29 protein-coding genes are annotated in these 24,402 nt (G+C 49.9%); 21 read left to right on the plus strand and 8 right to left on the minus strand.

Translation table 11 applies throughout. The annotated features are described in order from the left end of the window. The first annotated feature begins 45 nt into the window (after positions 1-45). From B0D95_RS19095 to B0D95_RS19105, 3 genes are read left to right on the plus strand one after another with little or no spacing between them, the layout of a single operon-like run. On the plus strand, positions 46-1,137 hold the full coding sequence (locus tag B0D95_RS19095) for an AAA family ATPase (RefSeq protein ID WP_078045353.1): 1,092 nt from the start codon (positions 46-48) through the stop codon (positions 1,135-1,137). Beyond that, positions 1,098-1,787 (plus strand): DUF4276 family protein, encoded by a 690-nt coding sequence (locus tag B0D95_RS19100; RefSeq protein WP_210403651.1) that lies wholly within the window; start codon positions 1,098-1,100, stop codon positions 1,785-1,787. Before B0D95_RS19095 ends, B0D95_RS19100 begins: the two co-directional genes overlap by 40 nt. 3 nt (positions 1,788-1,790) lie before the next feature. After that, positions 1,791-2,831 carry a restriction endonuclease gene (locus tag B0D95_RS19105; RefSeq protein ID WP_078045355.1) on the plus strand — a complete coding sequence of 347 codons (1,041 nt, stop codon included), beginning with the start codon at positions 1,791-1,793 and terminating at the stop codon, positions 2,829-2,831. Positions 2,832-2,881: 50 nt separating this feature from the next. On the opposite strand, the gene B0D95_RS19110 is transcribed toward B0D95_RS19105, so the two are convergent. Genes B0D95_RS19110 through B0D95_RS19120 form a run of 3 tightly spaced genes read right to left on the minus strand, consistent with a single transcriptional unit; the run spans position 2,882 to position 4,188 of the window. Further along, positions 2,882-3,226: a zinc ribbon domain-containing protein YjdM gene (locus tag B0D95_RS19110; RefSeq protein ID WP_078045356.1), complete on the minus strand. Its 345-nt coding sequence runs from the start codon at positions 3,224-3,226 to the stop codon at positions 2,882-2,884. Positions 3,227-3,261: 35 nt separating this feature from the next. Next, positions 3,262-3,888, minus strand: a complete 627-nt coding sequence (locus B0D95_RS19115; protein ID WP_078045357.1) for a trimeric intracellular cation channel family protein — start codon at positions 3,886-3,888, stop codon at positions 3,262-3,264. After that, entirely contained in the window at positions 3,889-4,188 is a 300-nt protein-coding gene (locus B0D95_RS19120) for a RepB family protein (RefSeq protein WP_246841658.1), read from the minus strand. 149 nt (positions 4,189-4,337) lie between these two features. Here B0D95_RS19120 and B0D95_RS19125 point away from each other — a divergent pair, with 149 nt between their 5' ends. Beyond that, positions 4,338-5,129 carry a spermidine synthase gene (locus B0D95_RS19125; protein WP_168172493.1) on the plus strand — a complete coding sequence of 264 codons (792 nt, stop codon included), beginning with the start codon at positions 4,338-4,340 and terminating at the stop codon, positions 5,127-5,129. Here the strand turns inward: B0D95_RS19125 and B0D95_RS19130 are convergent. Beyond that, positions 5,126-6,883, minus strand: a complete 1,758-nt coding sequence (locus B0D95_RS19130; protein ID WP_078045359.1) for a hypothetical protein — start codon at positions 6,881-6,883, stop codon at positions 5,126-5,128. The genes B0D95_RS19125 and B0D95_RS19130 overlap by 4 nt on opposite strands. Positions 6,884-7,140: 257 nt before the next feature. On the opposite strand from B0D95_RS19130, the gene B0D95_RS19135 reads away from it, so the two are divergent. From B0D95_RS19135 to B0D95_RS19205, 15 genes are all read left to right on the plus strand, one after another. Then, positions 7,141-7,899, plus strand: coding sequence for a thermostable hemolysin (locus B0D95_RS19135; protein WP_078045360.1), 759 nt, complete (start codon positions 7,141-7,143; stop codon positions 7,897-7,899). After that, positions 7,892-9,502 (plus strand): AMP-binding protein, encoded by a 1,611-nt coding sequence (locus tag B0D95_RS19140; protein WP_078045361.1) that lies wholly within the window; start codon positions 7,892-7,894, stop codon positions 9,500-9,502. Before B0D95_RS19135 ends, B0D95_RS19140 begins: the two co-directional genes overlap by 8 nt. Next, positions 9,489-10,160: a TenA family transcriptional regulator gene (locus tag B0D95_RS19145; RefSeq protein WP_078045362.1), complete on the plus strand. Its 672-nt coding sequence runs from the start codon at positions 9,489-9,491 to the stop codon at positions 10,158-10,160. Before B0D95_RS19140 ends, B0D95_RS19145 begins: the two co-directional genes overlap by 14 nt. Before the next feature lie 15 nt (positions 10,161-10,175). After that, entirely contained in the window at positions 10,176-11,054 is an 879-nt protein-coding gene (locus B0D95_RS19150) for an SDR family oxidoreductase (protein ID WP_078045363.1), read from the plus strand. Positions 11,055-11,067: 13 nt separating this feature from the next. Next, positions 11,068-11,706, plus strand: a complete 639-nt coding sequence (locus B0D95_RS19155; RefSeq protein WP_078045364.1) for a hypothetical protein — start codon at positions 11,068-11,070, stop codon at positions 11,704-11,706. A 47-nt stretch (positions 11,707-11,753) separates the two neighbouring features. After that, on the plus strand, positions 11,754-12,413 hold the full coding sequence (locus B0D95_RS19160) for a response regulator (RefSeq protein ID WP_078045365.1): 660 nt from the start codon (positions 11,754-11,756) through the stop codon (positions 12,411-12,413). Then, the gene (locus B0D95_RS19165; RefSeq protein WP_078045366.1) at positions 12,410-13,822 is read left to right on the plus strand and encodes a HAMP domain-containing sensor histidine kinase; all 1,413 of its coding nucleotides are present in this window, start codon (positions 12,410-12,412) and stop codon (positions 13,820-13,822) included. Before B0D95_RS19160 ends, B0D95_RS19165 begins: the two co-directional genes overlap by 4 nt. Beyond that, a complete protein-coding gene (locus B0D95_RS19170; RefSeq protein ID WP_078045367.1) occupies positions 13,806-14,150 on the plus strand; it encodes a cupredoxin domain-containing protein in 345 nt (114 codons plus the stop codon). Before B0D95_RS19165 ends, B0D95_RS19170 begins: the two co-directional genes overlap by 17 nt. A gap of 1 nt (position 14,151) precedes the next feature. Beyond that, a complete protein-coding gene (locus B0D95_RS19175; RefSeq protein WP_078045368.1) occupies positions 14,152-14,946 on the plus strand; it encodes a hypothetical protein in 795 nt (264 codons plus the stop codon). Further along, a complete protein-coding gene (locus tag B0D95_RS19180; RefSeq protein ID WP_149867954.1) occupies positions 14,939-15,637 on the plus strand; it encodes a hypothetical protein in 699 nt (232 codons plus the stop codon). The genes B0D95_RS19175 and B0D95_RS19180 overlap by 8 nt, the downstream gene beginning before the upstream one ends. A gap of 124 nt (positions 15,638-15,761) precedes the next feature. After that, the gene (locus tag B0D95_RS19185) at positions 15,762-16,568 is read left to right on the plus strand and encodes a DUF4198 domain-containing protein (RefSeq protein WP_078045370.1); all 807 of its coding nucleotides are present in this window, start codon (positions 15,762-15,764) and stop codon (positions 16,566-16,568) included. 53 nt (positions 16,569-16,621) lie between these two features. Continuing rightward, positions 16,622-17,095 carry an EF-hand domain-containing protein gene (locus B0D95_RS19190; RefSeq protein ID WP_078045371.1) on the plus strand — a complete coding sequence of 158 codons (474 nt, stop codon included), beginning with the start codon at positions 16,622-16,624 and terminating at the stop codon, positions 17,093-17,095. Positions 17,096-17,240: 145 nt separating this feature from the next. Beyond that, positions 17,241-19,595 (plus strand): TonB-dependent hemoglobin/transferrin/lactoferrin family receptor, encoded by a 2,355-nt coding sequence (locus tag B0D95_RS19195; protein ID WP_078045372.1) that lies wholly within the window; start codon positions 17,241-17,243, stop codon positions 19,593-19,595. Positions 19,596-19,676: 81 nt separating this feature from the next. Next, positions 19,677-20,222 carry a flavodoxin gene (locus B0D95_RS19200; RefSeq protein ID WP_078045373.1) on the plus strand — a complete coding sequence of 182 codons (546 nt, stop codon included), beginning with the start codon at positions 19,677-19,679 and terminating at the stop codon, positions 20,220-20,222. A gap of 26 nt (positions 20,223-20,248) precedes the next feature. Beyond that, the gene (locus B0D95_RS19205; protein WP_078045374.1) at positions 20,249-20,713 is read left to right on the plus strand and encodes a hypothetical protein; all 465 of its coding nucleotides are present in this window, start codon (positions 20,249-20,251) and stop codon (positions 20,711-20,713) included. Between the two features lie 50 nt (positions 20,714-20,763). Here B0D95_RS19205 and B0D95_RS19210 read toward each other — a convergent pair whose 3' ends face one another. Then, positions 20,764-21,177 (minus strand): helix-turn-helix domain-containing protein, encoded by a 414-nt coding sequence (locus tag B0D95_RS19210; protein ID WP_256386840.1) that lies wholly within the window; start codon positions 21,175-21,177, stop codon positions 20,764-20,766. 89 nt (positions 21,178-21,266) lie between these two features. Here B0D95_RS19210 and B0D95_RS20905 point away from each other — a divergent pair, with 89 nt between their 5' ends. Both B0D95_RS20905 and B0D95_RS19215 read left to right on the plus strand, forming a co-directional pair. Beyond that, positions 21,267-21,479, plus strand: a complete 213-nt coding sequence (locus tag B0D95_RS20905) for an NAD(P)H-binding protein (protein WP_246841659.1) — start codon at positions 21,267-21,269, stop codon at positions 21,477-21,479. Further along, positions 21,470-22,120, plus strand: a complete 651-nt coding sequence (locus B0D95_RS19215; RefSeq protein WP_246841660.1) for a KR domain-containing protein — start codon at positions 21,470-21,472, stop codon at positions 22,118-22,120. The genes B0D95_RS20905 and B0D95_RS19215 overlap by 10 nt, the downstream gene beginning before the upstream one ends. Positions 22,121-22,181: 61 nt before the next feature. Here B0D95_RS19215 and B0D95_RS19220 read toward each other — a convergent pair whose 3' ends face one another. The 3 genes from B0D95_RS19220 to B0D95_RS19230 form a co-directional block, all read right to left on the minus strand. Beyond that, a complete protein-coding gene (locus B0D95_RS19220; protein WP_078045375.1) occupies positions 22,182-23,180 on the minus strand; it encodes a family 43 glycosylhydrolase in 999 nt (332 codons plus the stop codon). 160 nt (positions 23,181-23,340) lie between these two features. Next, positions 23,341-24,114, minus strand: coding sequence for a type I methionyl aminopeptidase (gene map, locus B0D95_RS19225; RefSeq protein WP_078045376.1), 774 nt, complete (start codon positions 24,112-24,114; stop codon positions 23,341-23,343). Then, positions 24,107-24,331, minus strand: coding sequence for a ParD-like family protein (locus tag B0D95_RS19230; protein ID WP_078045377.1), 225 nt, complete (start codon positions 24,329-24,331; stop codon positions 24,107-24,109). Before B0D95_RS19230 ends, map begins: the two co-directional genes overlap by 8 nt. Between the last annotated feature and the right edge of the window lie 71 nt (positions 24,332-24,402).

Below are 24,402 nucleotides of genomic sequence, written 5' to 3' on the forward strand. Positions count from 1 at the left end.
ATAGTCTCTACTTAATAGTCGAGCCTACCTTGAAAAGGCAATTGTATGAAACCGGTAAAAAATAGCGATCACCTAAGCGAAATCCGAATCGCGGGATATAAATCCATCGCGGAATGCACTTTAAAAATGGGGTGCTTGAATGTGCTGATCGGCGCAAATGGTGCAGGTAAGTCCAACTTTATTGGCTTTTTCCGCTTGATTGCAACGCTCTTGGATCATCGTCTCCAATCACTGGTCGGTAAAGCTGGTGGTCCCGACGCTATTTTGCATTTTGGTCGAAAAAAAACCGAGCGCCTAGCGGCGGAGTTATATTTTGGCAACAATGGCTACAAGTTTGCGCTGGAGCCAACCAACGATAACCGCTTGATGTTTCAACGTGAGGCGCTCTGGTGGAACGTGACAGGTGATGCTGGCGTGTGTTCTGGGCATTTTGAGTCAGAAGCTGAGCAGCATAAATCAAACATTAAACAATATGTTTTACCGCCCATGAGAAGATGGCGCGTATACCATTTTCACGACACCAGCGACTCTGCAAAAGTAAAGCAAATCCACCGCATTAATGATAACGATTACCTGCGTGAAGACGGTGCAAACCTCGCTGCGTTTTTGTTTCGATTGAAAACTCATCACACCAGCCACTACAAGCGCATTATAAAAACTATCCAGATGGTTGCTCCATTTTTTGGTGATTTTTACCTGCGCCCCACCGTGGATAACGCCGATTACATTCAGCTTGAATGGACTGAGCGCGAGCAGGATGTGCCGTTTAAGGCGAGCGAGCTGTCAGATGGCACGCTGAGGTTTATGTTGCTAGCGACAGTGCTTTTACAGCCAGAAGAATTTATGCCCAGCTCAATTATTATTGATGAGCCAGAGCTAGGCTTACATCCTTATGCGATTAATGTTCTTGCGAATTTAATTAAAAGTGCCAGTGAGGAACATCAATTAATTATTTCCACGCAGTCGGTCGAGTTGGTAAATGAGTTTGATGCAGAAGATTTAATTGTGGTGGATAAGGTCAATAGCGCTTCTACCTTTAAGCGACTTGACCTTAAAGAATTGAGCGTTTGGCTCAGTGAGTATAGTTTGGGCGATTTATGGAAGAAAAACCTGCTTGGCGGGAGGCCGCAGCGATGATAAGGATTAATGTGTTTGTAGAAGGGCAAACCGAAGAAACGTTTGTTCGCGACGTACTTGCACCTTATTTTGTTAATAGCCAAATTTATCTGTCTGCAACAATTGCCAGAACCAGCCCTGGCCATAAGGGTGGAATAGTAAGCTATGGAAAAATAAAGTGGCAGCTTGAAAACTTGTGCAACAGCGATCCATCTGCCTACGTTACCACCATGATGGACTATTACAAATTTCCGGAAGATTTCCCTGGGTTAGGTGACATTAAGGATGTTGTCGCCTTGCAGCGTGTGCAAAAGATAGAGAAAGCACTTTTCGTCGATATAGGTGCGCGCAACTTTATACCCAATTTAATGTTGCATGAGTTCGAAGCACTATTGTTTTGTGCGCCTGAAAAGTTCGGCGATTGGATTGATGAAGCTGCGCCAGTACAACAGCTGATTCAAATAAAACAACAATTCGATTCACCAGAGCACATTAATAACGATCCTAATACGGCGCCCTCAAAACGTATTTTGCGATTAATGCCTAAGTATAAAAAGCCGTTACATGGGCCCTTGATTGCAGGTGACATAGGGTTAGATGAAATACGAGCGCAATGCCCTCATTTTAATCAATGGATAAACAAATTATCTGCGCTGTCGCAGCAGAGGTAACTTATGGCTGTTTGGTTAGTTCGCGCCGGTTCTCACGGCGAATATGAACAAAAATTTCTGCAGGAAAATCGCATTTATTTAACCTGGGATTATTTAAATAGTCCGTTAGATAAATTACCGGAACGTGATGCCTTAATCAAAACACTGAGCGGTTTGGATGCTGAAGCTAAGCCTAGAAAACTGGTGAATCATGCTAGTCAGATTTGGCCCTTTGCGCATGATATGCAAGTTGGGGATCGCATCATATTGCCCTCCAAGCTCCAGCCGGTAATTTATATCGGAAAAATCACCTCCGGATATCATCACCAAGCGGATGCCGCTAACCCGTTCTATCACTGGCGCAGTGTGGAATGGTTGCCTGATGCTGTGCCGCGTTCCCATTTTTCGCAGGATTTGCTTTATAGCTTTGGTGCATTTCTTACCGTGTGCCGCATTACTCGTAATAACGCGGAAATGCGTTTAGCACAAATGGAAGCGAACGGGTGGAAAACGGAATCGGTTAAGGATCTTATTGCTCACACCAACGAATCCAATGAGTTGGATGCAACTGATGAGCAGGTTGATACGGACTTGGAGGAGTTAGGGCGTTCTCAAATCGTTAAATTGATAGAACGTAAATTTAAAGGGCATCAACTGACCCGATTAGTGACTGCCATACTGCAAGCTCAAGGCTACACTTGTTGGCAAAGCCCTGAGGGCGCCGATGGTGGGGTGGATATTCTTGCTGGCGATGGCCCAATGGGTTTTGGTAGTCAACGTATTTGCGTAGAGGTTAAATCTGGTGATGGTTTGGTTGATCGCCCAACGGTGGATAAACTCATGGGGGCAATGACTAAATTCAATGCCACTCAGGGATTATTTGTTGCTTGGGGCGGTTATCGATCCAATGTACAAAAAGAACTGGCATCCAGTTTTTTCCGTGTGCGTCTCTGGAGCCAGAAAGAATTGCTTGAGCAGTTATTTCTGGTATATGAAAAGCTGGATGACGAAATTAAAGCGGATTTGCCATTGATGCGTATCTGGACTGTGGCGCAGCTGGAATAAATCTTAATTGGCCTAGCCCCCTTCAAAAAGGGGGCTAGGGTAGGCTTGCCTTACGCCTTTTTCACAAACTCTGACTTCAACATCATGGCGCCAATGCCATCGATTTTGCAGTCGATATCGTGATCGCCATCCACCAGACGATTAATTTTTACCTTGGTGCCGACTTTCACCACCGACGAAGAGCCTTTGATTTTTAGATCCTTGATCACTGTGACGTAATCGCCGTCGTTGAGTTGATTGCCGTTGGCATCGCGCACGATTAGCGTGTCGTCATCACTGTTATTTTCAGTCGCTTCGCCGGACCATTCATGGGCGCACTCCGGGCAAACCAGCAGGCTGCCATCCTCATAGGTGTATTCGGAATTGCATTTGGGGCAGGGTGGGAGTTGGCTCATAAAATCAATCTCTTGGCTAATAAACAAAATACGCTTTAGCGTGTAATGGAAAACGATGGCAGCGCCCACTGTGCCTTGACGGCAATCAGGCGGATGCAGAGCACCAAGGCAATACTGCTGAGGGTGTTAATCAAGGTTGGGGTGCCCAGATGGTCTAGCAAGCAATAGGCGATTCCACCGGCAGCGCTGGCAGTGGCGTAAATTTCGCGCTTGAGTACCAGCGGAATATCGTTGCAAATTACATCGCGGATAGCGCCGCCAGCTACACCTGTAATCACGCCCATCATGATGGCTACCGGCGGTGAGACAAAGGATTGCTGCAGGGCGATTTGCACCCCAATCACGGTAAAGACGGCGAGGCCAAAGGCGTCCGATACAATCATGATGCGCTCATCAAAGCGGTGGCTAATGCGCCCGCCCAGCAGTGTCAGTATCACGGCGATAGTCACCAGCAGCAAATAGACCGGGTTTTTAATCCAGCTCACCGGGTGAATGCCCAGCAGTAAGTCGCGCAGGGTGCCGCCACCCAGGGCGGTGACAAAGCCAATCACCAGCACCCCGAAAATATCCATTGATCGCCTGCCGGCGGCCAGTGCGCCGCTGATGGCAAACACCAGTACGCCAAAGCTATCGCTCAGCGTTAACCAATCCACAGTCACCATTTATTTACTGCCTGTACCACTGGCGGGTTGGTTGGCGTAGCTGACACCGTGTTTTTCCAGGTATTCGCGGATCAGTTGGCGCACCACTTGCGAGGGCGTTACATCCTGCTCGGCACACAATTGTTCAAAGGCATCCTTTTTGGTTGGGTCAATCAACACAGTCAAGCGCGCTGTTTTTTGTTCCATAGCGATTTTCTCTTTATCGGTAGTGGATGTTGCTGACATCTTCCGGGTATCGAGCGGTGGCCGCACCCGGTTCAGGCGCGGCATTTTAGCGGGTTGTGAGGCAGAGGGTTTCATTTTTCCTGCTGTATTAAGGGTGTAATGAGAGTGGTCGTTAGTGTAACAACATTATAATGTTATGTTAATGTAATTATAATATTGTTATTCTGATGCGAGTGACGGTGAGCGCTCGCTTACGCCGTTTAAACTCTGTTGTGGTTGCCTGTATGAAATTGAAGTGTTTACTGGGGGGAGGTTCTGCCATGCCGGAAGGGAAAATAGTGCACAGTACCAGCGATAGTTACGGCACTATTTTGGTGGTGGATTACCCGCGCTACCGCGCACTCAGTTTCGATTCCATCTACGAGCAGAGTGGCTTTTATCTGGAAAAACCCTATGCGGTGGTGCACGAATACATTCGCATCATGATGCTGGTGCTGGGGTTTTCGGAGCCGCGCCACGCCACGCTATTGGGCTTGGGGGGCGGTAGCTTGCTGCGCAGCCTGCATCACTATTTGGACCATTGCGATTTTCATGTGGTGGAGCTGCGCGCCAAGGTATACGACATCGCCCGCGATTATTTTGATATTCCCGATGATCAGCGTGTATGGGTTTCGATTGAGGATGCCGGGTTGCAAATCCAGTCCAGTAAAGATGCCAGTACCGATATTATTTTTGCCGATTTGTACGATGCTTATCACATGAGTCCGTTGCAGGTGCAAAAGCAATTTGCCCAGGAGTGCAGCCGCACGCTCACCCGCAATGGCTGGCTGGTAATGAATTTTCATCGCCTGCCGGATACTCACTCTGCTTTTTTCATTGCCTTGACCGGGCATTTTTCCACCCTGTTGGTGTGCTCCGGTGAGTTTGGCAATCACATTTTATTTGCCTGTAAATCCCACTCCGTAAATTACGACCAGGCGCCCGCCAAGCTAAAAAATATGGAAGCAATTCTCGACGAGACGTTTATGCCGTTGTTTCATCGGCTCAAGCCGGTTGCATCCAGCGCGCGGGTTTAAAAGCTGGTTTTGATTTTTACCGACAGTTGGTACTTATCAATGTCCTTGCCGCCATCGAGCGGGTAGGACAAATCAATATGCGCGATATTGTGGATGCCTTCCTCACGCCCGCCGGTGCGGGTGCCGGAAATGCGCAGGCCTATACCGACATCGCGCAGGGTTTGCTGGTAGGTTTGCGGCACAGCCGTATTGCCCCATACCTGCCCTTGGTCATAAAACACCGCCGCGCCCATATGAAACAGCGAAAACCATTCTTTTTCGCCAAAATAGCGCTGCTCAATGGTTAACAGCCGCAAATGTTCGCCGGCTATAAAGCGGGCGGGATAACCGCGCAAACCGGTATCGCCACCCAGTTCCAGTGGTGTATCGGCAAACAGGTTTTGGCCATATACCTCGCTCGCCATGACATAAAATTGCCCGCGCGAAAAATTTTGCCAGTGGTAGGCAAGTGCGGCCGATGTCAGGGATTGTGTCGCGCCATTGTGATTGTAAAAGCCGGAACTTGCCCACTGGCTGGTCAAGAGTTGGGTGGGCGATAGCTGAAATGCTTTGGTGTAGTCCAGCGCAAGCAGAGTCGCATTATCCAGCGCTGGGGTTGATGAATGTACCTGTCCCAAACGCCAGCGAAATTGTGAACCGAGGTTGATATCTTCAATGCGATTAATTTGTTGAACATTACTCGCCTCAATAAACCGGTCGTGCAAATAGGAATATTCCAGCCACAGGATTTGGTAGTCGCGGTCATAGGGCAGGGTGAAACTGGGGGCGATATTGGGGGCGATATTGGGGGTGTTATAGGGGTCGTTATCGACATTCGGATTAGGGTCGGTATTAGGAGTGTCTTGCAGCGGCACCGGGTAAAAATGTGCGCTGACATCATCAAACCCTATGCTCAGGCGATGGGTTCTGTCGTCGTTGGAGCCATCCAGTTTTACGCCATAAAATAACGAGTAAAACCGATTGTCGTGGCCAAAGCGCCAAGCCTCTTCTCCGGCGTCAAACAGGCTGTCTTCGCGCACATAATTTTCATAATCCACCCCGGCAGACCAAGGGGTGCGAATAGAGCGAAACGGATTGCTGAAATGAAATTCCTGCGCCTGGCCATCGCTATTATCTGAATAGGCAAAGGACAATTGTTTTTGGTTGGCAAAATTCGGATCGCGGTAGGCGATGGTATCGCTGGTGCGCTCAGTGGTGGAGTCGTGCTCTATTTTTACGCTTTTCCCCAAGCCTAAAAAATTGGAGTCGTAAAGTCCGTAGCCATAATGGGTGCTGCCACCGGCTGTGGAGTAGGTCAGTTTGGGAACAAGCGTCCAGACCTCACGCACATCCACAACCACTTTGGTGGTGTCTGGTGGGGTGGCGTTTGCGGGTGATGCGGTGCTGTTGCTGTCGGTTTGTGCGGCGGTGCTGGTCACCTTGGCCGAGGCAAAATAGCGCCGCTCGCGCAAGCGTCGCTCGCTTTCGGCGAGTAAATGCTTGTCGGCAGGTTCGCCCTGCTTAAAGGTGAGGTCCTTTTTTATAACCTTGGGTTTGGTGTTGATGTGCAGGCGATTCACCAAACGAAACAGTGCATTATTTTCGTCGGGGTTGGATTCATCGAACACGGGATGCACCCGAATAACCACTTCCTCTATCACCGGTGGCGGCGCGCTCGTCGCACTCGAATGATGTTTTTTATGCTCATTGCCCCAGGCCTGGCTGCAGATGAGTACCCCACTGCACAACACAATTCCCACGTCGCGATAGAACATGATTTGCCTCTCTCGTGGCATCAATGGCATGGCTGAAGCAACCCGGCAGTGCATGGTCAAATAAAGGGTTATTTCATGCGGGTGACAATAGGTTCCTCAACTTAAGGGACGCTTAAGACAAACGCCGTGTTAGTCGGTTGTTGGCGATAGGGATGTTGTTGTTTTGCTATTTTTTATCTTTTTTTGCACCTTAATTTTCCCTTAAGTTTTCGTACTTATTCTGCACCCTGAGAACTCCCAAATCCGAGGGTGTAGTAATGAAAGAGCTGTCACTGAACCTGCAATCTGCAACCCCTGAAACCACGGCAACCCCTTGGCATATGCCGCGTTTGCCGCGCATCAGTATTCCCCGTTTTGGTTTGCACACACCCGGCTCGCCCGAGCGGGCGGCAGTAGAGGCTTATATTCATGACCGCTTTGCCGGTGTGCATCACGCAGAGGTCACCCATTTCCTGCCTAACATTATCAGCTTGCGCTGCGGTGGCGATTATTCTGCCGCCGTGGGCCTGGCGCCTGCCGGTAACGGCAAAGTATTTGCTGAACAGTATTTGGATGCACCTGTTGAAACGGTTATTAGTGAAAAACTCGGCTTGCAAGTTGCGCGCGATCAAATAGTAGAGATTGGCAATCTGGTCTCCACCTGGAAAGGCAGCAGCTTGCTGTTGTTTATTGTGATTGGCGAAGTCATGGAGCGCTTGGGTTATCACTACGTGATGTTTACCGGCACTCGCGAAGTGAAAGCCCTGCTTGCGCGCTTACGCTATTCCCCGGTTGTGCTTGCGGATGCGGACCCCGCACGTTTACCCGATGGTGGCGCCAGTTGGGGCACTTATTACGCCAACAATCCTCAAGTCATGTTTGGCGATAACCGCCCCGCGATGGAAGCGGCGCGCAAAAACCCAATGTATCGCGCCACAGTCGCGGCGATCAGTCGTCCCATTGAAAAAATCTGCGCCGGTTTTCGCGCGGTTAACCAGGACGCGCTAGCCAAAGTAGTGGAGCAATCTCATGAATAATATTCTTGCCGCCATCTACGCTCATGCCAGTGATACACCAGAAAAAATAGCCTTGACCGGTGCCACCACACAGCTGACCTATGCGCAACTTGCCGCGCAGATTGATTCACTCAGCGAGTGGTTTATCGCCCAACAGATTGGCCGTGCCGGTTTGTGGGGTGAGAATGGCATTGAGTGGATTGTGGCGGATCTCGCCGCCTGGAAAGCAAAAATAACGCTGGTGCCGCTACCGCGCTTTTTCTCTGCCGCGCAATTGCAGCATGTGTTGTCCGAGGCGCAGTTATCCTGCTTGTTAGTCTGCGGTGATATGGCCTCTGTCGCTGCCGTTAGCGCGCGCACCGCGTCGCCCATCGCTGGCATTTACCTTGATCAATTAGCTCTATCGACAACCGCAACGACAACTACAACTACCGACAGAAACGATAAGGCCATCGAAGGTATTGCCAAAATTACTTTCACTTCCGGCACTACCGGCACACCCAAAGGCGTGTGCCTGTCTACCGCCGCACTGGAAAATGTGACCCTGGCATTGGCGGAACGTATTTATGCCACACCCGGTACAGAACAAACCGTGCAACGCCATTTGACGTTATTGCCACTGAGCACGCTGTTGGAAAATATTGCCGGTGTCTATGTGCCCTTGTATCTGGGTAAAAATATTGTGGTATTACCCGGCGTCGCGCTTGGGTTTAGTGGGAGTTCGCAGTTATCCCTGCCCACATTGTTGCAGCAGTTACACGCACATCAACCCAATAGTGTGATTCTGTTACCGCAAATTTTGCAGGGTTTTGTCGCTGCTAGTTTGCAAGGGTTTAGGTTGCCGGGTTCGCTGGCCTTTGTGGCTGTGGGCGGTGCAAAAACCTCGGCGAATTTAATTGCCCAGGCGCGTGCATGCGGCATTCCTGTGTACGAAGGTTATGGCCTTTCCGAGTGCGCATCCGTGGTGAGTTTGAATGCGCCGGTTGCCGACAAAATGGGCAGTGTGGGCAAACCCTTATCCCATGTGCAAGTGCGTATCGACCAGGGTGTTATTTTTACCCGTGGCAATGCGTTTAGCGGTTATCTGAATGCGGAAGGGAAAAGCCTGCAAGGCAATATCGACTTGCAAGCCAACGCAGAATGGGTAAATACCGGTGACTTGGGTTATCTGGATGATGACGGATTTTTATTTATCACCGGCCGTGAAAAAAACCTGTTGATCAGCAGCTTCGGGCGCAATATTTCCCCTGAATGGATTGAAGCCGAACTGGGCTTGAATCGCACCATTGCCCAGGTCATGGTGATGGGCGATGCCCAACCCTTTTGCAGTGCGATTATTGTGCCTTATCCCCATGTGACGGCAGAGCAGATTCGCAGTGATATTTCCCGCGTGAATAAAACCTTGCCGGATTATGCGCAAGTCAAAAAATTTATTATCGCGCGCGAACCATTTACCGCCGCCAACCAATTGTTAACCGATAACGGTCGCTTGCGTCGCCTGGCGATCAGTATTGCTTACGCGGAATCCATTGATGCGATTTACGCCACAGCAGATTATCCCGCGACTATTTCTTCCCGTGAAACAGGCAGCCCGGCTGCAGGAGTTGTTTATGACATTCTTTGATCGTTTACAAACCGAAACCCAACACCAACGCAATTATTTACTGAGTGCGCCTATTATCCAGCGCTGCATTGGCCAGGGTAAATTCAGTTTGCAAGAGTACATCGCCTTTTTGACGGAAGCATTTCATCACGTAAAGCACACAGTGCCACTGTTGATGGCCGTGGGCAGTCGCTTGCCAGCGGAAAAAGAAAATTATCGCGAGGCAATTGCGGAATACATTGAAGAAGAATTGGGCCATCAGGAATGGATTTTAAATGACATTGCCGCCTGCGGTATCGACAAAGACACCGTGCGCCATGGCCGGCCAAATGCAGCGACAGAATTAATGGTGGCCTACGCCTATGACACCGTCATGCGCAATAACCCTATGGCATTTTTTGGCATGGTGTTTGTGCTGGAAGGCACCAGTATCAACCTGGCGTCACAGGCGGCGGATATTATCCAACAGCATTTGGGATTGCCGAATAAAGCCTTTTCCTACCTGCGTTCACACGGCAGCCTGGATCAGGAACATATGGTGTTTTTTGCCAAATTAATGAATGGTTTGGTAGAGCAAAAAGACATGGATGACATTGTGCATGCAGCAAAAATGTTTTTCACCTTGTACGGCAATATCTTCCGTTCGATTGAACAAACAGCGATTGCCCAAGCAGCCTGATCAGGAGCGCAGTCTATGAACATTCGTGGCAAAACCATTTTATTAACCGGTGCCACCGGGGGCATAGGCCAAGCCATTGCCCATCGTCTGGCGAGTGAAGGTGCGGTATTGATTTTGGTGGGGCGCTCGGTAACAAGTTTGCAGCAATTAGCCGCCAACCTGGATTTGCATCGCACGAAAGGTTTTGTGCTGGAGGCGGATATTGCAACCCATGCGGGGCGCGAAAAAATTCGCACGGCATTAATCGCCTTGTCGCAGCCAGTGGATGCCTTAATCAATTGCGCTGGCATCAGTTTGTTTGGTTTGCTGCCAGATAATGAACCGGAAGCGATTGAAAATGTGATTGCCACCAATGTTACTGCTACAGTGTTATTAACACGCTTGGTGTTGCCCTATTTGCATCGCCAGCAGGGGCGCATCATTACCATTGGTTCCAGTTTTGGCGGTTTGGGTTACCCCGGTTTTGCAGTCTATTGCGCCACCAAATTTGCATTGCGCGGTTTTAGTGAAGCATTGCGCCGCGAACTGCAAGCGGATGAATCGGCAACCGGTAATGTACAAGTGGCCTACCTTGCGCCGCGCGCCACCCAAACCGCCATTAATAGCGATGCGGTATGTGCCATGAATCGCGAATTGGGCAATGCTATGGATGAGCCGGAAGTGGTGGCATTTGCGGTGGAAAAAATGTTGCGTGCAACACAAATGCGCGATCGCAACATCGGCTGGCCTGAGCGATTATTTTTGCGCATTAACAGTATTTTTCCCGGCATTATCGACGGCGCCTTACGCAAACAGTTACCCATTATCCGTCGCTATGCAAAAGCGAATTCTCACGGCAGTACGGCGGCACTCACAGCCGGGCTTGAAAAAACAACGCAACCCAGTCATTCATAATCGAGGTGGAACCATGAAAACATTACTGATCAAGTTGCTGGCGATAATTACCTTCTGTGTTGGTGCCAGCTTTGCCATGGCCGATGAGGCGAGCGATTTACACGGATTGCAAACCCGTTGGGCCGAGATTAAATACAACACGGCAGCGGCCGAGAAAGAAAAAGCCTTTTTGGCGTTGATTGGCGATGCAGAAAAATTAACGGCTGCACACCAATCGGCGCCTTTTTTAATTTGGGAGGGAATTATTCGCTCCACCTATGCCGGTGTTAAAGGAGGTTTGGGCGCATTGGATCAGGTCAAACAAGCCAAAAAACTCTTTGAGCAATCCATCGCTCTGCAACCGGATGCGCTCAATGGTGCGGCTTACACCAGTCTCGGTTCACTCTATTACCAAGTGCCCGGTTGGCCCGTCGGTTTTGGCGATGACAAAAAAGCCAATGAAATGTTGTTGAAAGGCTTGAGCTATAATCCGGATGGCATAGACTCAAACTACTTTTACGGCGATTACCTGCTCGACCAAAAGCAGTACAAAAAAGCCGTTGTGGCATTGGAAAAAGCTCTTAAGGCTCCAGCGCGCCCGGGGCGTGAATCTGCGGATGCTGGCCGCAGAGCTGAAGCCAGTGCCGCACTGGCCAAAGCGCAAAAACATTAAAGAAGAATATTGGATTGATGACAAACATTCTTACCACGGAACGCTGAATGCAAATATTGTTAGTAGAGGATGACAGTTTACTGGCGGACGGCATTGTCAGTGCGTTAAGGCGCGCTGGCTTTGCCGTTAATTGGCTGGACAATGGCAAAGCGGCGTGTACCTATGTTGTCGCCGAGCCGCCGGATATTTTATTGCTGGATCTCGGCCTGCCCGACATGGATGGGCTTGATGTATTAAAACTGGTGCGACAAAAAAAACTGCACACGCAAGTATTAATCCTCACCGCGCGCGACACCACCACCGATAAGGTGGCGGGGCTGGATTCCGGCGCCGACGATTACCTCACCAAACCCTTTGCCCTGGATGAACTGCTCGCGCGCCTGCGCGTACTTGAGCGGCGTTTGGGCACAGCCTTATCTTCCCTGATCACTATTGCTTCTGTCACCGTCAATACGGCGCAGCATGAAGCGAACGTGGACGGTTCGCCGCTGAGTTTATCGCGCCGTGAATACATGCTGTTAAAAGCGCTGATGGAAAGTGCCGGTGTTATCCAAACCCGTGAAGGATTGGAAGCAAAACTTTATTCCTGGGGCGATGAAGTGGCGAGCAATGCCATTGAAGTGCACATCCATAATTTGCGCAAAAAATTGCCCACTGATTTTATTCGCACCCTGCGTGGCATTGGTTATATGGTGCCCAAACCGTGAAATCCATTCGCCGGTTTCTGGTGATCGTATTGGTAGCTATAGTCACCTTGGCAAATTTTGCGGCAGCGGTGCGCGGTTATCTGGGCAGTATGGATGAAGCGGAGCGCTTGTTTAATCAGCGCATGTTACAGCAAGTGGATTTATTAAATTACACCTTGCCGCTGCGTGCATCGCAAGCGGATGCCGGTGCGGTGATTGATTTTCCGGCGCGCCCCAGCGACATAGAATCCTCGCTGGAATTTCAGTGGGTGCGCAACGACGGCACATTGCTGGCGCGTTCAGCGGCCATGCCTGACACAGTGCTCTGTTCGCTGGAAGAAGGTTTTCGCTATTTTAATTTTAATAATTACCGCTGGCATTTATTGGTGACCGCCAGTGCCGATAAACAGAGTTGGTATATTTTGGCTGAGCGCGATGACCAGCGCTATCGTTTAGCCGAGTCGATGATTTTGCAGGCGGTATACCCCATGGTGCTCGCCATTCCATTAATCGCGTTAATTATTTGGTGGGTTGCTGGTGTAGGCTTGCGGCCTGTGGCCAAACTCGCCACTGAATTGCGCCAGCGCGAAGCAACGGATTTATACCCGATTGAGCAGCAGGATATGCCGATAGAACTGGTGCAACTCACCCAGTCTGCCAATGAATTGCTACGCCGTTTGGATGCCTCTTTCGCGCGTGAAAAACGTTTCTCCGGCGATGCCGCCCACGAACTGCGCACGCCGCTTGCTGCGCTAAAAATACACTGCGAAAACTTATTGCATGAATTGCACCCGGCACCGGAATCCGTTGTGAAATTGCAATTGGGTATTGAGCGCATGAGTTATTTGGTGGAGCAAATTCTGTTGCTCAATCGCACCGCGCCGGATCATTTTATGGGGCAATTTGAACCGGTGAATTTAACCCTGCTGGCCAAACAAGCGGTGGTGGATTACAGCGCACCACTGGCACAAAAAAATCACCAGATTGAATTTAACGGCGATGAATGTTGGGTAATGGGGGATCGCGCGGCGTTGGCAACATTGCTGAATAACCTGCTCGGCAATGCAATTAAATATACTCCGGCCGATGGCATTATTGTGGTGAACACCTGGCAACGCGGTAAGGATGTCGTGCTGGAAGTCATGGATAACGGCCCCGGCATTCCGGTTGCACAGCAAGCGCGGGTGTTTGATCGCTTTTATCGCATGGGCGGCGATCGCCACAACTCACAAACGCCTGGTTGCGGTTTGGGGCTGTCCATTGTGCAACAGGTTGTCGAGTTGCACGCGGCGCACATTGCACTCACACAATCGCGTTTTGATCACGGCCTGTTGGTGATGGTGACCTTTGCCGCCTGCTCACTGCCAGATAGCACAACCACGTTTGAGTCTGCACCTTCCCGAGTGTCTCATCATGAACAAAATCGCTAATTGCCGGATGCGCTGTGTGCTGTTGGTCGCGCTGTTTGCGGTGCAGTCGGTATGGGCCGATGTGCCTACCTTCACCATTGAAATACGCGGGCATTTATTTTATCCCGCACAATTGGTAGTGCCAGCCAATACCAAAATTAAACTCATTGTGATCAATCAGGACCCTACACCGGAAGAGTTTGAAAGTTACGAACTCAATCGCGAAAAAGTGATTATGGGCGGTGCCAAGGCCACTATTTTTATTGGCCCACTCAAGCCGGGTGACTATCCTTTTTTCGGCGAATTTAATCCCAAAACGGCGCAGGGTTTAATCCGGGTGGAGAACTGAGATGGTCGATGCCGTATTGTTAGTTCTGCGTGAGGTGTTGGAGGCCGCGCTGATGTTTAGCCTGCTGCTCGCCCTTAGTCGCCAGCAACACCTGGGCAGCGGTTGGTGGTTGTGGGCGCTGCTCATGGGCGTTGCCGGTTCCTGGCTGTTGGCACACTACGCTTACGCTATTGCAGATGCGCTGGACGGCACAGGGCAGGAATTATTAAATGCCTTTTTGTATGCAATGGTCGCGCTGTGTTTTGTGGTGCTGGCGCTATTGCTTATGCCCTTATTGTGGCGACCGGGCAACTCGTCGCACCACCTTGGTTTGTCGTTTTTATTTATCGTTATTGTCAGTTTTTCATTGATGCGTGAGGTGTCGGAAATCTGGATTTATCTCTCCAGTTTTGCCCCTCATTCCGATGCGCTGTCATCGGCGCTGATTGGTGCAGTTATTGGTACAGGTATAGGTTTGAGTTTGGGGGCAATCCTGTATTACGTGTTGGTATTTATGCGTCCGGTTTTTTTTCTGCCTGTTTTTTTGCTGATCGCCGCGCTCTTGGCTGGCGGTTTATCCATGCAAATTGCCAAACAATTATTGCAAATCGGTATGTTGGATTCAGCGGAGCCTTTGTGGGATAGCAGTTTTATTGCCAATGAACAAAGTTGGTTTGGGGAATTGCTCTACGCCTTACTCGGCTACGATGCGCAGCCAACGCCCATACAAATTTTATTTTACCTTGTCGCCATCGTGCCCATTTTGTTCGCGTTGATCTGGTCAGCATGGCGCTTGCGAGGAAAGGTTAATGCCTAGGTTTCGTGTCCTGATGACTGCTGCTTGTATTGCGCTTGGTGCGGCGCCGGTTTATGCCGACATCAGCCGCGTTTATCAGCCCTATGTTGAGCAGGGCGAGCGCGAGTTGGAGTACGGCGCCAGCCTGCGCGATGTGGGTGGCGAAAATATTTTATTAAACCGTGTCGGTGTCGGTTATGCCTGGAACGATAAGATTTTCACTGAGGTTTATTTGCTCACCGAATCCATCAGCCACGAGGGCGATGAAATTCGCGGCTACGAAGCGGAATTGAAATGGCAAATTACCGAGCAGGGCGAATACTGGGCCGACTGGGGCTTATTGGTGGAGGCTGGCGGTGCGCGGGATATTGATCGTCGCGAGCTGGCCGTTGGTGTGCTTTGGGCGAAAGAGTTGGGCAATCGCTGGGTCGCTACCGCCAATGGCTTTGTGGAATATGAATACGGCGATGATGTTGTCGATGAACTGGAAACTGCACTGCGCGCCCAGTTTCGCTACCGCTATTCGGCGGCGCTGGAACCTGCGCTGGAGCTTTATCTGGACGATCAGGATTGGGCGGTCGGCCCGGCGGTCATGGGAATCCAAAAACTCGGTGGGCGCAAACAGTTGCGCTGGGAGCTGGGCCTATTGTTTGGTTTGGATGCCGAAACCCCGGATACCAGCTTGCGCTTTGGGCTTGAATTTGAATTCTAGAAGTTGATTTAATTTTTCAAATAAGAATTGTTATTATTTGTATTGATAATAATTCTCATCTTTGAGTATGATGGGCGCCTGAATTAATGGCCTGCCAGGGTGGCAGGTGTTTTAGGAGCCTGACATGAAAACCCTGCTGCGTATTGCCCTGCCTTTTCTCTACCTGTGTGTGCTGGGTGCGCCTGTGGTGCACGCCCACACTCCCTTTATTGCCCCTGTCGCATTTGAACCGGCACATCAAGGGTGGATTAGCTTGGATGCCGGTTTTGCCGAAACTTTTTTTCATTCCGATGTCGCCTTCGATAAAGGTCACTTCCAGGTATTGACCCCGGCGGGCACTTGGGTGGCACCTGCACGTGTAGAGCAATTCACCAGTCGTAGTGTGCTGGAGTATCAAGCGCAGCAAGAAGGCACCTACAGGTTCACTACTGGCACTCGTTTGGGCGCGGTGTTTCGCATGTACGAGATCAATGGCGAACGCAAACATACTCGCGACCCCAAAGAAGTATTACCCAAAGGGCACAAGCTGCTCGATCACTACCAATCCGTTACGCTGGCCGAAACCTACGTCACGCTGAAAGCACCAACTACGGCGGCGTTCAAACCCTATAACAAAGGCCTGGAGTTGGTGCCCATCACTCACCCCAATGATTTGTACGCGGGTGAACCGTTTGAATTTTCTGTATTGCTGGACGGCAACCCCCTCGTTGAACAGCCAGTGAGTATTTTTAGCGCGCAGGACGCCACCCAACAGCAACAACCGGTGCTGACTGCCACAACAGATCGCCAGGGCAAGGCCAGCATTACCTTGAACTCGCCTGGCGTTTATTTGCTGCACCTGCGCAAAAGTGCCCCTGCACCCAAAGGGGCTGAAGCGCCTCATTACGGTTATATCTACACCCTGAGTTTTGCCGTGCAGCCTGAGTTGTAATTACATTGTTCTGTGTTTTTTTTCTCTCTTCATATCAGTCTCGGATTTCTATTATGTATAAAAAGTACAGTCTCCTGCTCGTGACCTTATTGGTATTGGCCGGTTGCCAATCGGTGCCTAAACCAGAGCCTCAGGTGGCGCAGCACCAGCGCGATCACGGTGCCAGTGCGGCCCATCGTCAGGCGTTTATCAAGGACTATGATCGCAATGGCGATGGTGTTGTCACGCGTGAGGAGTTTGATCAGGCGCGTGCAGCGCATTTGCGCGCGATGGATAGCAATCAGGATCAACGTGTAGATGAAACCGAATATGTGCAGGAGTTTGTGGCGCGTATGACCGACGAACAAAAAGAGCACAAAACCAAACAACTGAAACAGGCCCATGTTCGTTTCGGGGTGTTGGATCGCGACAAGGATGGCGATTTGACGGTGCAGGAATTTGCTTTGTCCGGTGCGCGTATTTTTGCCGGGTGGGATCTCAATCAGGATGGTGTTGTCGATGCACAAGACCCCTTGCCAACACCATAGTGCCAATCGTTTAACACGCAAATACTAAAAATCAAAACTCTTCAAAGAGTGTGCCTTGTTAGCCAAAAAAATACCTGCATTGCGCCCTGAAAAAAAACGGTGCGGTGCCTAAAAAAATGATGTTGTTTTGGTTAATGAGGCAGATATGAAACAGTGGTTTTCCTGTAAGTTCCCCTATGGGTTTAGTCGCAATACCCTGTTGATGACTGGTGTATTTATTGCCAGCGCCCAGGTGTGTGCAGCAGACACGGCAGCACAGAGCGGTGAACCCAAAAAGAAATTGGGGAAAGTGGTTGTGACCGCGCAAGCGGAAAAAGAGTCGTCGCACCCTTCAAGTAAGTTGGTAACCCGCGAGATCCTGGATGATCAGCAGGTGACGGATATGGATGATCTGGTGCGCTATATTCCCGGCGTGAGTGTGAGTGACATTGGTCGTTTTGGTGCAACGGGTTTTTCTATTCGCGGCCTCGATGGTGATCGTGTTGCCATGACTGTAGATGGTTTGGCAATGGGAGAAACGCTCGATCCCCTCAGTTATCAAGCCTATGATTTTTTTCGCTCCACACGCGGTGGTTTGGATATCGACGCGCTGAAATCGGTGGAAATTATTAAGGGTGCAGATTCCATTGCCTCAGGCAGCGGAGGTTTGTCGGGTGCGGTGATGTTTGTAACCAAAGATCCGGCAGATTATTTGGCAGCGCAAGGCGATGATACTTTTCTCAGCGTAAAAACCGGTTATGCCAGTGAAAATGATGAAGCATTACTCAGCGCGACGCTGGCCAATCGCACCGGTGCCTGGGAGAGCTTGTTGGTACTGACCCAGCGCCAGAGCAATGAAGTGGATGTGCAAGGCAAGGGTGAAAATATTACCGGTGGTGCGCGGGAAATTGCGGACCCGCTTGATGCGGAATCCACCAACGGATTATTCAAATTGTATTTCCACGCAAGCCCATCCCATCGTCTAGGCATTGTTGCAGAACACTATCGCGCTAACTCACAACTCGACAATTTATCGCGTGTGGATGCTAGCTATCTCACGCGCACAACCGATGATGACAATGAACGCGACCGCATTGGTGTGAATTACCAATGGCTTGCCGAGTCGCGCTGGTTTGATACATTTAATTGGCATTACGACTATCAAAATACCTACAACAGCGGCTATACCCTGATGCTATTTAAATCGGCGACCTGCCCGCAAGCGGTATCGCCCTGCTACCGCTCGGAAGATCGCTATTACGAGCAGGATTCCCATTCCACCCGCGTCAAATTCAGTAAAAATATTGTCAGCGCAGGACTTGAACAGGAATTGATTTACGGTGCGGGTGCGGAAGTGCGCGATGTCAGTTATGCATCGATCGATACGCGCTACCTTGGCGAGAGCGATACTGTATCACTGGTAGAAGTTGATCCGGATTTTGTGCCAGAAACCTCCGTCACACATTGGCATGCTTATGTGCGCGATCAATTATCACCGCGCCATTCTGCCTGGACATTTACCCTCGGTGCGCGCGCTGATAATTATCAATATTCGCCAACACTGGGCGCGCAATATCAGGATGTATCGGCAACCGTTGGCGATGTGAGTTTTACCCAAGCCACCTGGCAATTGGGTGCTGATTATCAGTTCAATTCACAGCAGCATGCGGGTATACATCTGGGCACCGGTTTTCGCGCGCCGTCTACCGAAAATCTTTATTACGCCACAGTGACCAGCGTTGCAACGGATGTTGCTGCGGGGCAAGAAGTCGTGTTATGGGATTCAGTCGCCAACCCGGATTTGGACGCAGAAGAAAGCCTGAATAAAGAATTGCGTTACGGTTTTAGCAATCAATTCCTGCAAGTGAATGTGGCAATTTTTCACGATGACTACAGCAATTTTATTGAAACCCAAACGCTCACGCGCTTAAACGACACTGTGTTTCAAACCTGTAGTCGCGGCACTTGCACCACCACAACAGGCGATACCTACACCATGCCGGTTAACACTGGTGAAGTGGTCGTAAAAGGTTTTGAAATAGACGGGCAGTGGAATCTGGATCGCAATATCGCCCTGCGTTTTGCTTACTCCTATAACGACGGCGAAAAGAAAAATGGTGATCCATTGCTGAGCATTGTGCCGCACTCGGGTGTTATTGGTGTTGAGTATCAGCCGGATGATCGCCGCTGGGCCGCGAGTTTGACTATGACGCGCACAGGCAGCAAAGAGGCTGAGGACGTTGTAGTCACCGCCGCAAATGGTACACAAACACAAGGTGCCCCATTTTTAACCGATGCCTTCACGCTGTTTGATTTGCAAGGTCGCTATCAGCTAACACCTGCGCTCAAAGTGACGCTGGGCTTATACAACATTACCGACGAACAATATTGGCGCTGGCAGCGCGTGCAATTTGTCACCGAGGGTAGTGGTGGCGCACGCGGTGGTGTGACTGGCGATGGCATTAATCGCTATGCAGAACCCGGGCGCAATCTTAAAGCCAGCCTGAGTTACGCATTTTAATTATCGCTACACATTCGCGGCGCACCGCTCATAAAAAACGGCGGCGCTGCGGATTGTTCAACAGGAAGAGAGGACATTTTTATGGCACAGCAAGCAAACATCGCACTGGTTTTTGGTACGGACACTGGCAATACCCAGGAGGTGGGCGAAAAAATTGCAAAAGCACTGCGCAACTACGGTTATACCGTGGACATGATGAATGTGAATGAAGTGACATCGATCGTGCTGCAACAATATCGCTTTTTGGTGATGGGCATTCCTACCTGGGATTTTGGTGGCATCCAGGAAGATTGGGAAGATTTTGAAGCCGATTTGCAAATGGCTGATTTATCAGAAGCAGTGGTAGCGCTCTACGGGTTGGGTGACCAGCGCGGCTACGGCGATTATTTTGTCGATGCCATGGGGTGGCTCTACGAACGCGTGCAAGCAACCGGTGCGCAGTTGATCGGTCACTGGCCAGCCGATGGCTACAAGGTAGCGGCTTCATTAGCCTTGAATGAAAACAAAACGGAATTTTGTGGACTAGCCATCGATGAAGATCAACAGTTTGAATTAACCGATGGTCGTGTTGCCACCTGGGTCAGCCAAATTGTGGCGGAATACGAACGCTGCGCGCTGGCGTCCTAGGTTTTTAAATTCCACAGGAGAACAGCATGACTAGCACCAAGCATTCCGCAGACGCTCTCGATAACAGCATTTCCGCCCAGCACAAGCAGATGCTTGTGCAAGCGATTCATCGCTGGCGCTATTTGCTGGACGGCGCCCGCCGCGAACTTCACGCGCAGGATTGGCACGCCGCCGTGGATGCTTATCAGGAAGCGCATTCACAAGCAGAATTATTAATTCATATTGCCGACTGTAAAAACTGCGCCATTAAAAACTATGTGCGCACGCTACTCGAATATGGCTACAGCCTATGCCAAACCAACCAATCAGACGCACTGCTACGCTTGCTCGATATCGCCCGACAAACATTGGACTGCTACGCAACCGCCACACTTTCGCAGCAACTGTTAAAACCCTTATTCAGTTTGCTGGATGCCAATAACCAACAGCGAGACCTGTGGATCAACCAATTATTTGTAGAGGACGCCTTGCAGCAGCGAGCGGTTCATTAAGGTAAATGTAAAGTGCAGATAAAATAATTTTTTAAATAAAATGTCGTGCATCAGGTTTTATCCGATTTTTCCGCACGCACTTTCAAAATGTCGGCAAGATTAATTTCAATCCAGTCTGCCAGTGCTTCTACTTTTTCGCTGATTTGTTTGCCCATTGGGGTGAGCAAATATTCCACGTGGGGCGGGACAACCGGGTAGGAGATGCGTTCTATAAAACCGTCGCTCTCCAGTGCTTGTAGTGTTTGTGCCAGCATTTTTTCGCTGATGCCTGTGACCTTGCGGCGCAGTTCGCTGAAGCGGTGGGTGCCTCCGCGCAGGGCGATCAAGAGCAGTACACCCCAGCGGCTGGTGACGTGGTTGAGTATGTCGCGGGAGGGGCATTTGTCGGCCATGACATCGCCGCGCAGCATGGCTTCTTTCAGGCTTTTGGCGGCGGTCGCTTTGCGGAGGGGCTGGTTGGTCATTTCATACTTACCTTTTTGTGCGTACTTACTAAAAGTTAGCTAGGTTGGTATTGTGACGGCTTCTTCCACTGAAAGAAAGGTATTTAATCATGATTGTTGTTACTGGCGCGTCTGGCCAATTGGGCCGTTTGGTTGTGAATGGGTTGTTGAAAAAGGTGGCGGCAAGTGAGATTGCACTGGTGGTGCGTACGCCGGAAAAGGTGGCCGATTTTGCCGCGCTTGGGGTGCAAGTGCGGCAGGCGGATTACGATCAGCCGGAGACCTTGGCTGCCGCCTTCAAAGGGCTGATAAGTTGTTATTAATTTCCGCTAACGAAGTAGGCCGCCGGGTGCCGCAACATCGCGCGGCGATTGAGGCGGCGCAGCAAGCCGATGTTGGGCTGTTGGTGTATACCAGCCTTTTACATGCCGATACATCGCCTTTGCCATTAGCGGATGAACATAAAGAAACCGAGCAATTAATTCGCGCGGCGGCTATTCCGTTTGTGATTTTGCGCAATGGCTGGTACAGCGAAAATTATGTGGCGAGCATTGATTCTGCATTGCAATTGGGCGCGGTGTTTGGCAGCGCGGGCGAGGGGCGAATTGCCTCTGCGGCCTGTGTCGATTATGCCGAGGCTGCTGTTGCGGTACTAACGCAAGAGAATCAGGCAGGACGCATTTATGAATTGGCGGGCGATGAGTCCTACTCTCTGGCTGAGTTCGCGGCAGAAATTGCGCGGCACTCGGGTAAGCACATTGTGTATCACAATTTGCCGGAGGCAGATTATAAAGCGGCGTTGGTTGGTGCCGGGTTGCCGGAAGGGTTGGCGACTGTGTTATCTGAATCTGACGTGGGCGCATCAAAAGGCGGGTTGTTTGATAACAGTCACCAACTCAGCCAATTAATTGGCCGCCCGACCACCTCGTGGAAAGTGTCGGTGGAAAACGCTATTAAGGGTTAATTATTGGTTGTAGGCCATCAATGCGCAGTTTGCGCATTGATGGTGGTATACACCATGATTGTTATGGCGATTTTTTCTGTGCAGCCTTCACTCGGGTTGCAAAATCACTAACGCCCTTTGTGGTACGTTCTACTTTTTGAATGGTGCCGTCTGCATTGAAGTGTAAATATTCGGCAGCACTGTGGCGCTGCTTTTTGTTACAGCTTGAACTCGCATCATTTAACCAGCGGTGATAAAACAAAATCCATTGGCCTTTATATTCCACAATGGAGTGATGGTTATTTGCATTGTTTTCCTCCTCCATTATTACACCTTGATATTTCCATGGCCCCTTGGGTGACGTGGCAGTGTAATAACTCAGCACGCGATTATTTTCCGGCATGGTGAAGTAATAAATGCCGTTGCGTTTAAATATCCAGGGGCCTTCCATTTTGGGTTCATAACCGCCCATATCCATTTTGTAAAAGTCGCCTTTAATACTGCGCATATCATCAGCCATTTCCACGACTTGATAATCGCTATTTACGCCATGGAAATACAAATAGGCTTTACCGTCATCATCAATAAACATACTGGGGTCGTTGGCGTAGGGCGTTTTCCACAAGGGCGCGCCAATCATATCTTTGAACGGGCCTGTGGGTGAGTCACTTTCTGCGATACCAATGCCCATCCATTTGGTGCTTTTTTGCGGATTTACGCGGTCTTTAATACCGGTTCCCGCAGGGAAGACAAAATAATATTTTCCATTTTTATACACAGCATCTGGTGCCCAGGCGTAATTGTCGGCCCAGCGTAGATCCTTGAGTGACAGTATGGCGCCGTGTGCAGTCCAGTTAACTAAATCCGTGGAGGAAAACGCATGCCAATCCTGCATGTGAAAATCTTCCTGGCACTCTTCATCGTGGGAGGTGTAAAGGTACATTTTGCCATCGGCCCAAACGCGGCCTGATGGGTCGGCAGTTTTAATATTGCTACCAAAATTGAGTGGGTTTTGTGCGCAAGCAGCGAGGGAGCCAAGTGATAAGCACAAGGCAGTGACAGTGCGGGTAATGTATTTCATGGTTATTGTTCCAAGCCAGTTGATCTCACTGACCGCGTACCATGCCGATAGGTTGATAGTTATGTGCCGCGTACAAACTGCATAGCAGGCTTGTTATTGTGCAAATAACTATAACAAGGTTTGCGCTTGTTGCCTATGCGCAATAAAAAGGGATTGGTGTTTAGAAGCGCTCTTCGTCACGCAGGGTTAAGACTTCATAGCCAGTGGCGGTGACGGCGATGGTGTGTTCCCACTGTGCGGACAGTTTTTTATCGCGAGTCACGACTGTCCAGCCATCGCGTTTTAATTTCACTTTGGCCTCACCTTGATTGATCATAGGTTCAATAGTGAAGGTCATGCCTTCGCGCAATACCAGGCCGGTATTGGGTTTGCCGTAATGCAGTACCTGTGGGCCTTCGTGCATAGCGCGGCCGATACCGTGACCGCAATATTCGCGTACTACGGTATAACCATTGGCGGAAGCATGTTGTTGAATCGCAAAACCAATATCGCCCAGTGTTGCTCCTGGTTTTACTGCACGAATGCCTTGCCACATAGCTTCATAGGTTTGTGCCACCAGTTTTTTAGCGAGTGGTGATACTTCACCGATCATGTACATTTTGCTGGAGTCGGCAATAAAACCATTTTTTTCCAGGGTGATATCCACATTAATAATATCGCCCGCCTTTAAAAATTGCGTTGCCGATGGCATACCGTGGCAAACAACATCATTAATTGACGTATTTAACGCGTAGGGAAAATCGTATTGACCTTTGCTGGCGGGGCGCGCGTTAAGTGTGTTGATAATAAAATGCTCAACCCAATCATTAATTTCCATGGTGGAAATTCCGGCTTTTATACGCGCATCGAGAAACGCAAACACCGAGGCAAGCAAGCGGCCGGATTCGCGCATCAGCATTAAATCATCAGCACTTTTTAAAAAAACCTTATCCATGATTTTTTTTACCCAGGCTAATGGGTTGATTCATTTCAACGGCGGCGAGTTGCAGTTGTTCACGCAAAATCTCGCTATAAGTGAGGGTGGGATTGGTTTCCGCCAGCATGCCGATTTTTATCCAAAACTCTGCTTGCGAATTAATGGAGCGCACCATAGCGGCACTGGCCTTGCGGATTTCCTCGTGCAGTTCATCACTGATTTTGACAATCCCCATGGTAATCCTCTCAATAGCGGAAATATATGAAACATATATACATCGTATATTGGTGGCGGATGAAGATCAAG

Source organism: Cellvibrio sp. PSBB023, from assembly GCF_002007605.1.
In the GTDB taxonomy this organism is placed as follows: domain Bacteria; phylum Pseudomonadota; class Gammaproteobacteria; order Pseudomonadales; family Cellvibrionaceae; genus Cellvibrio.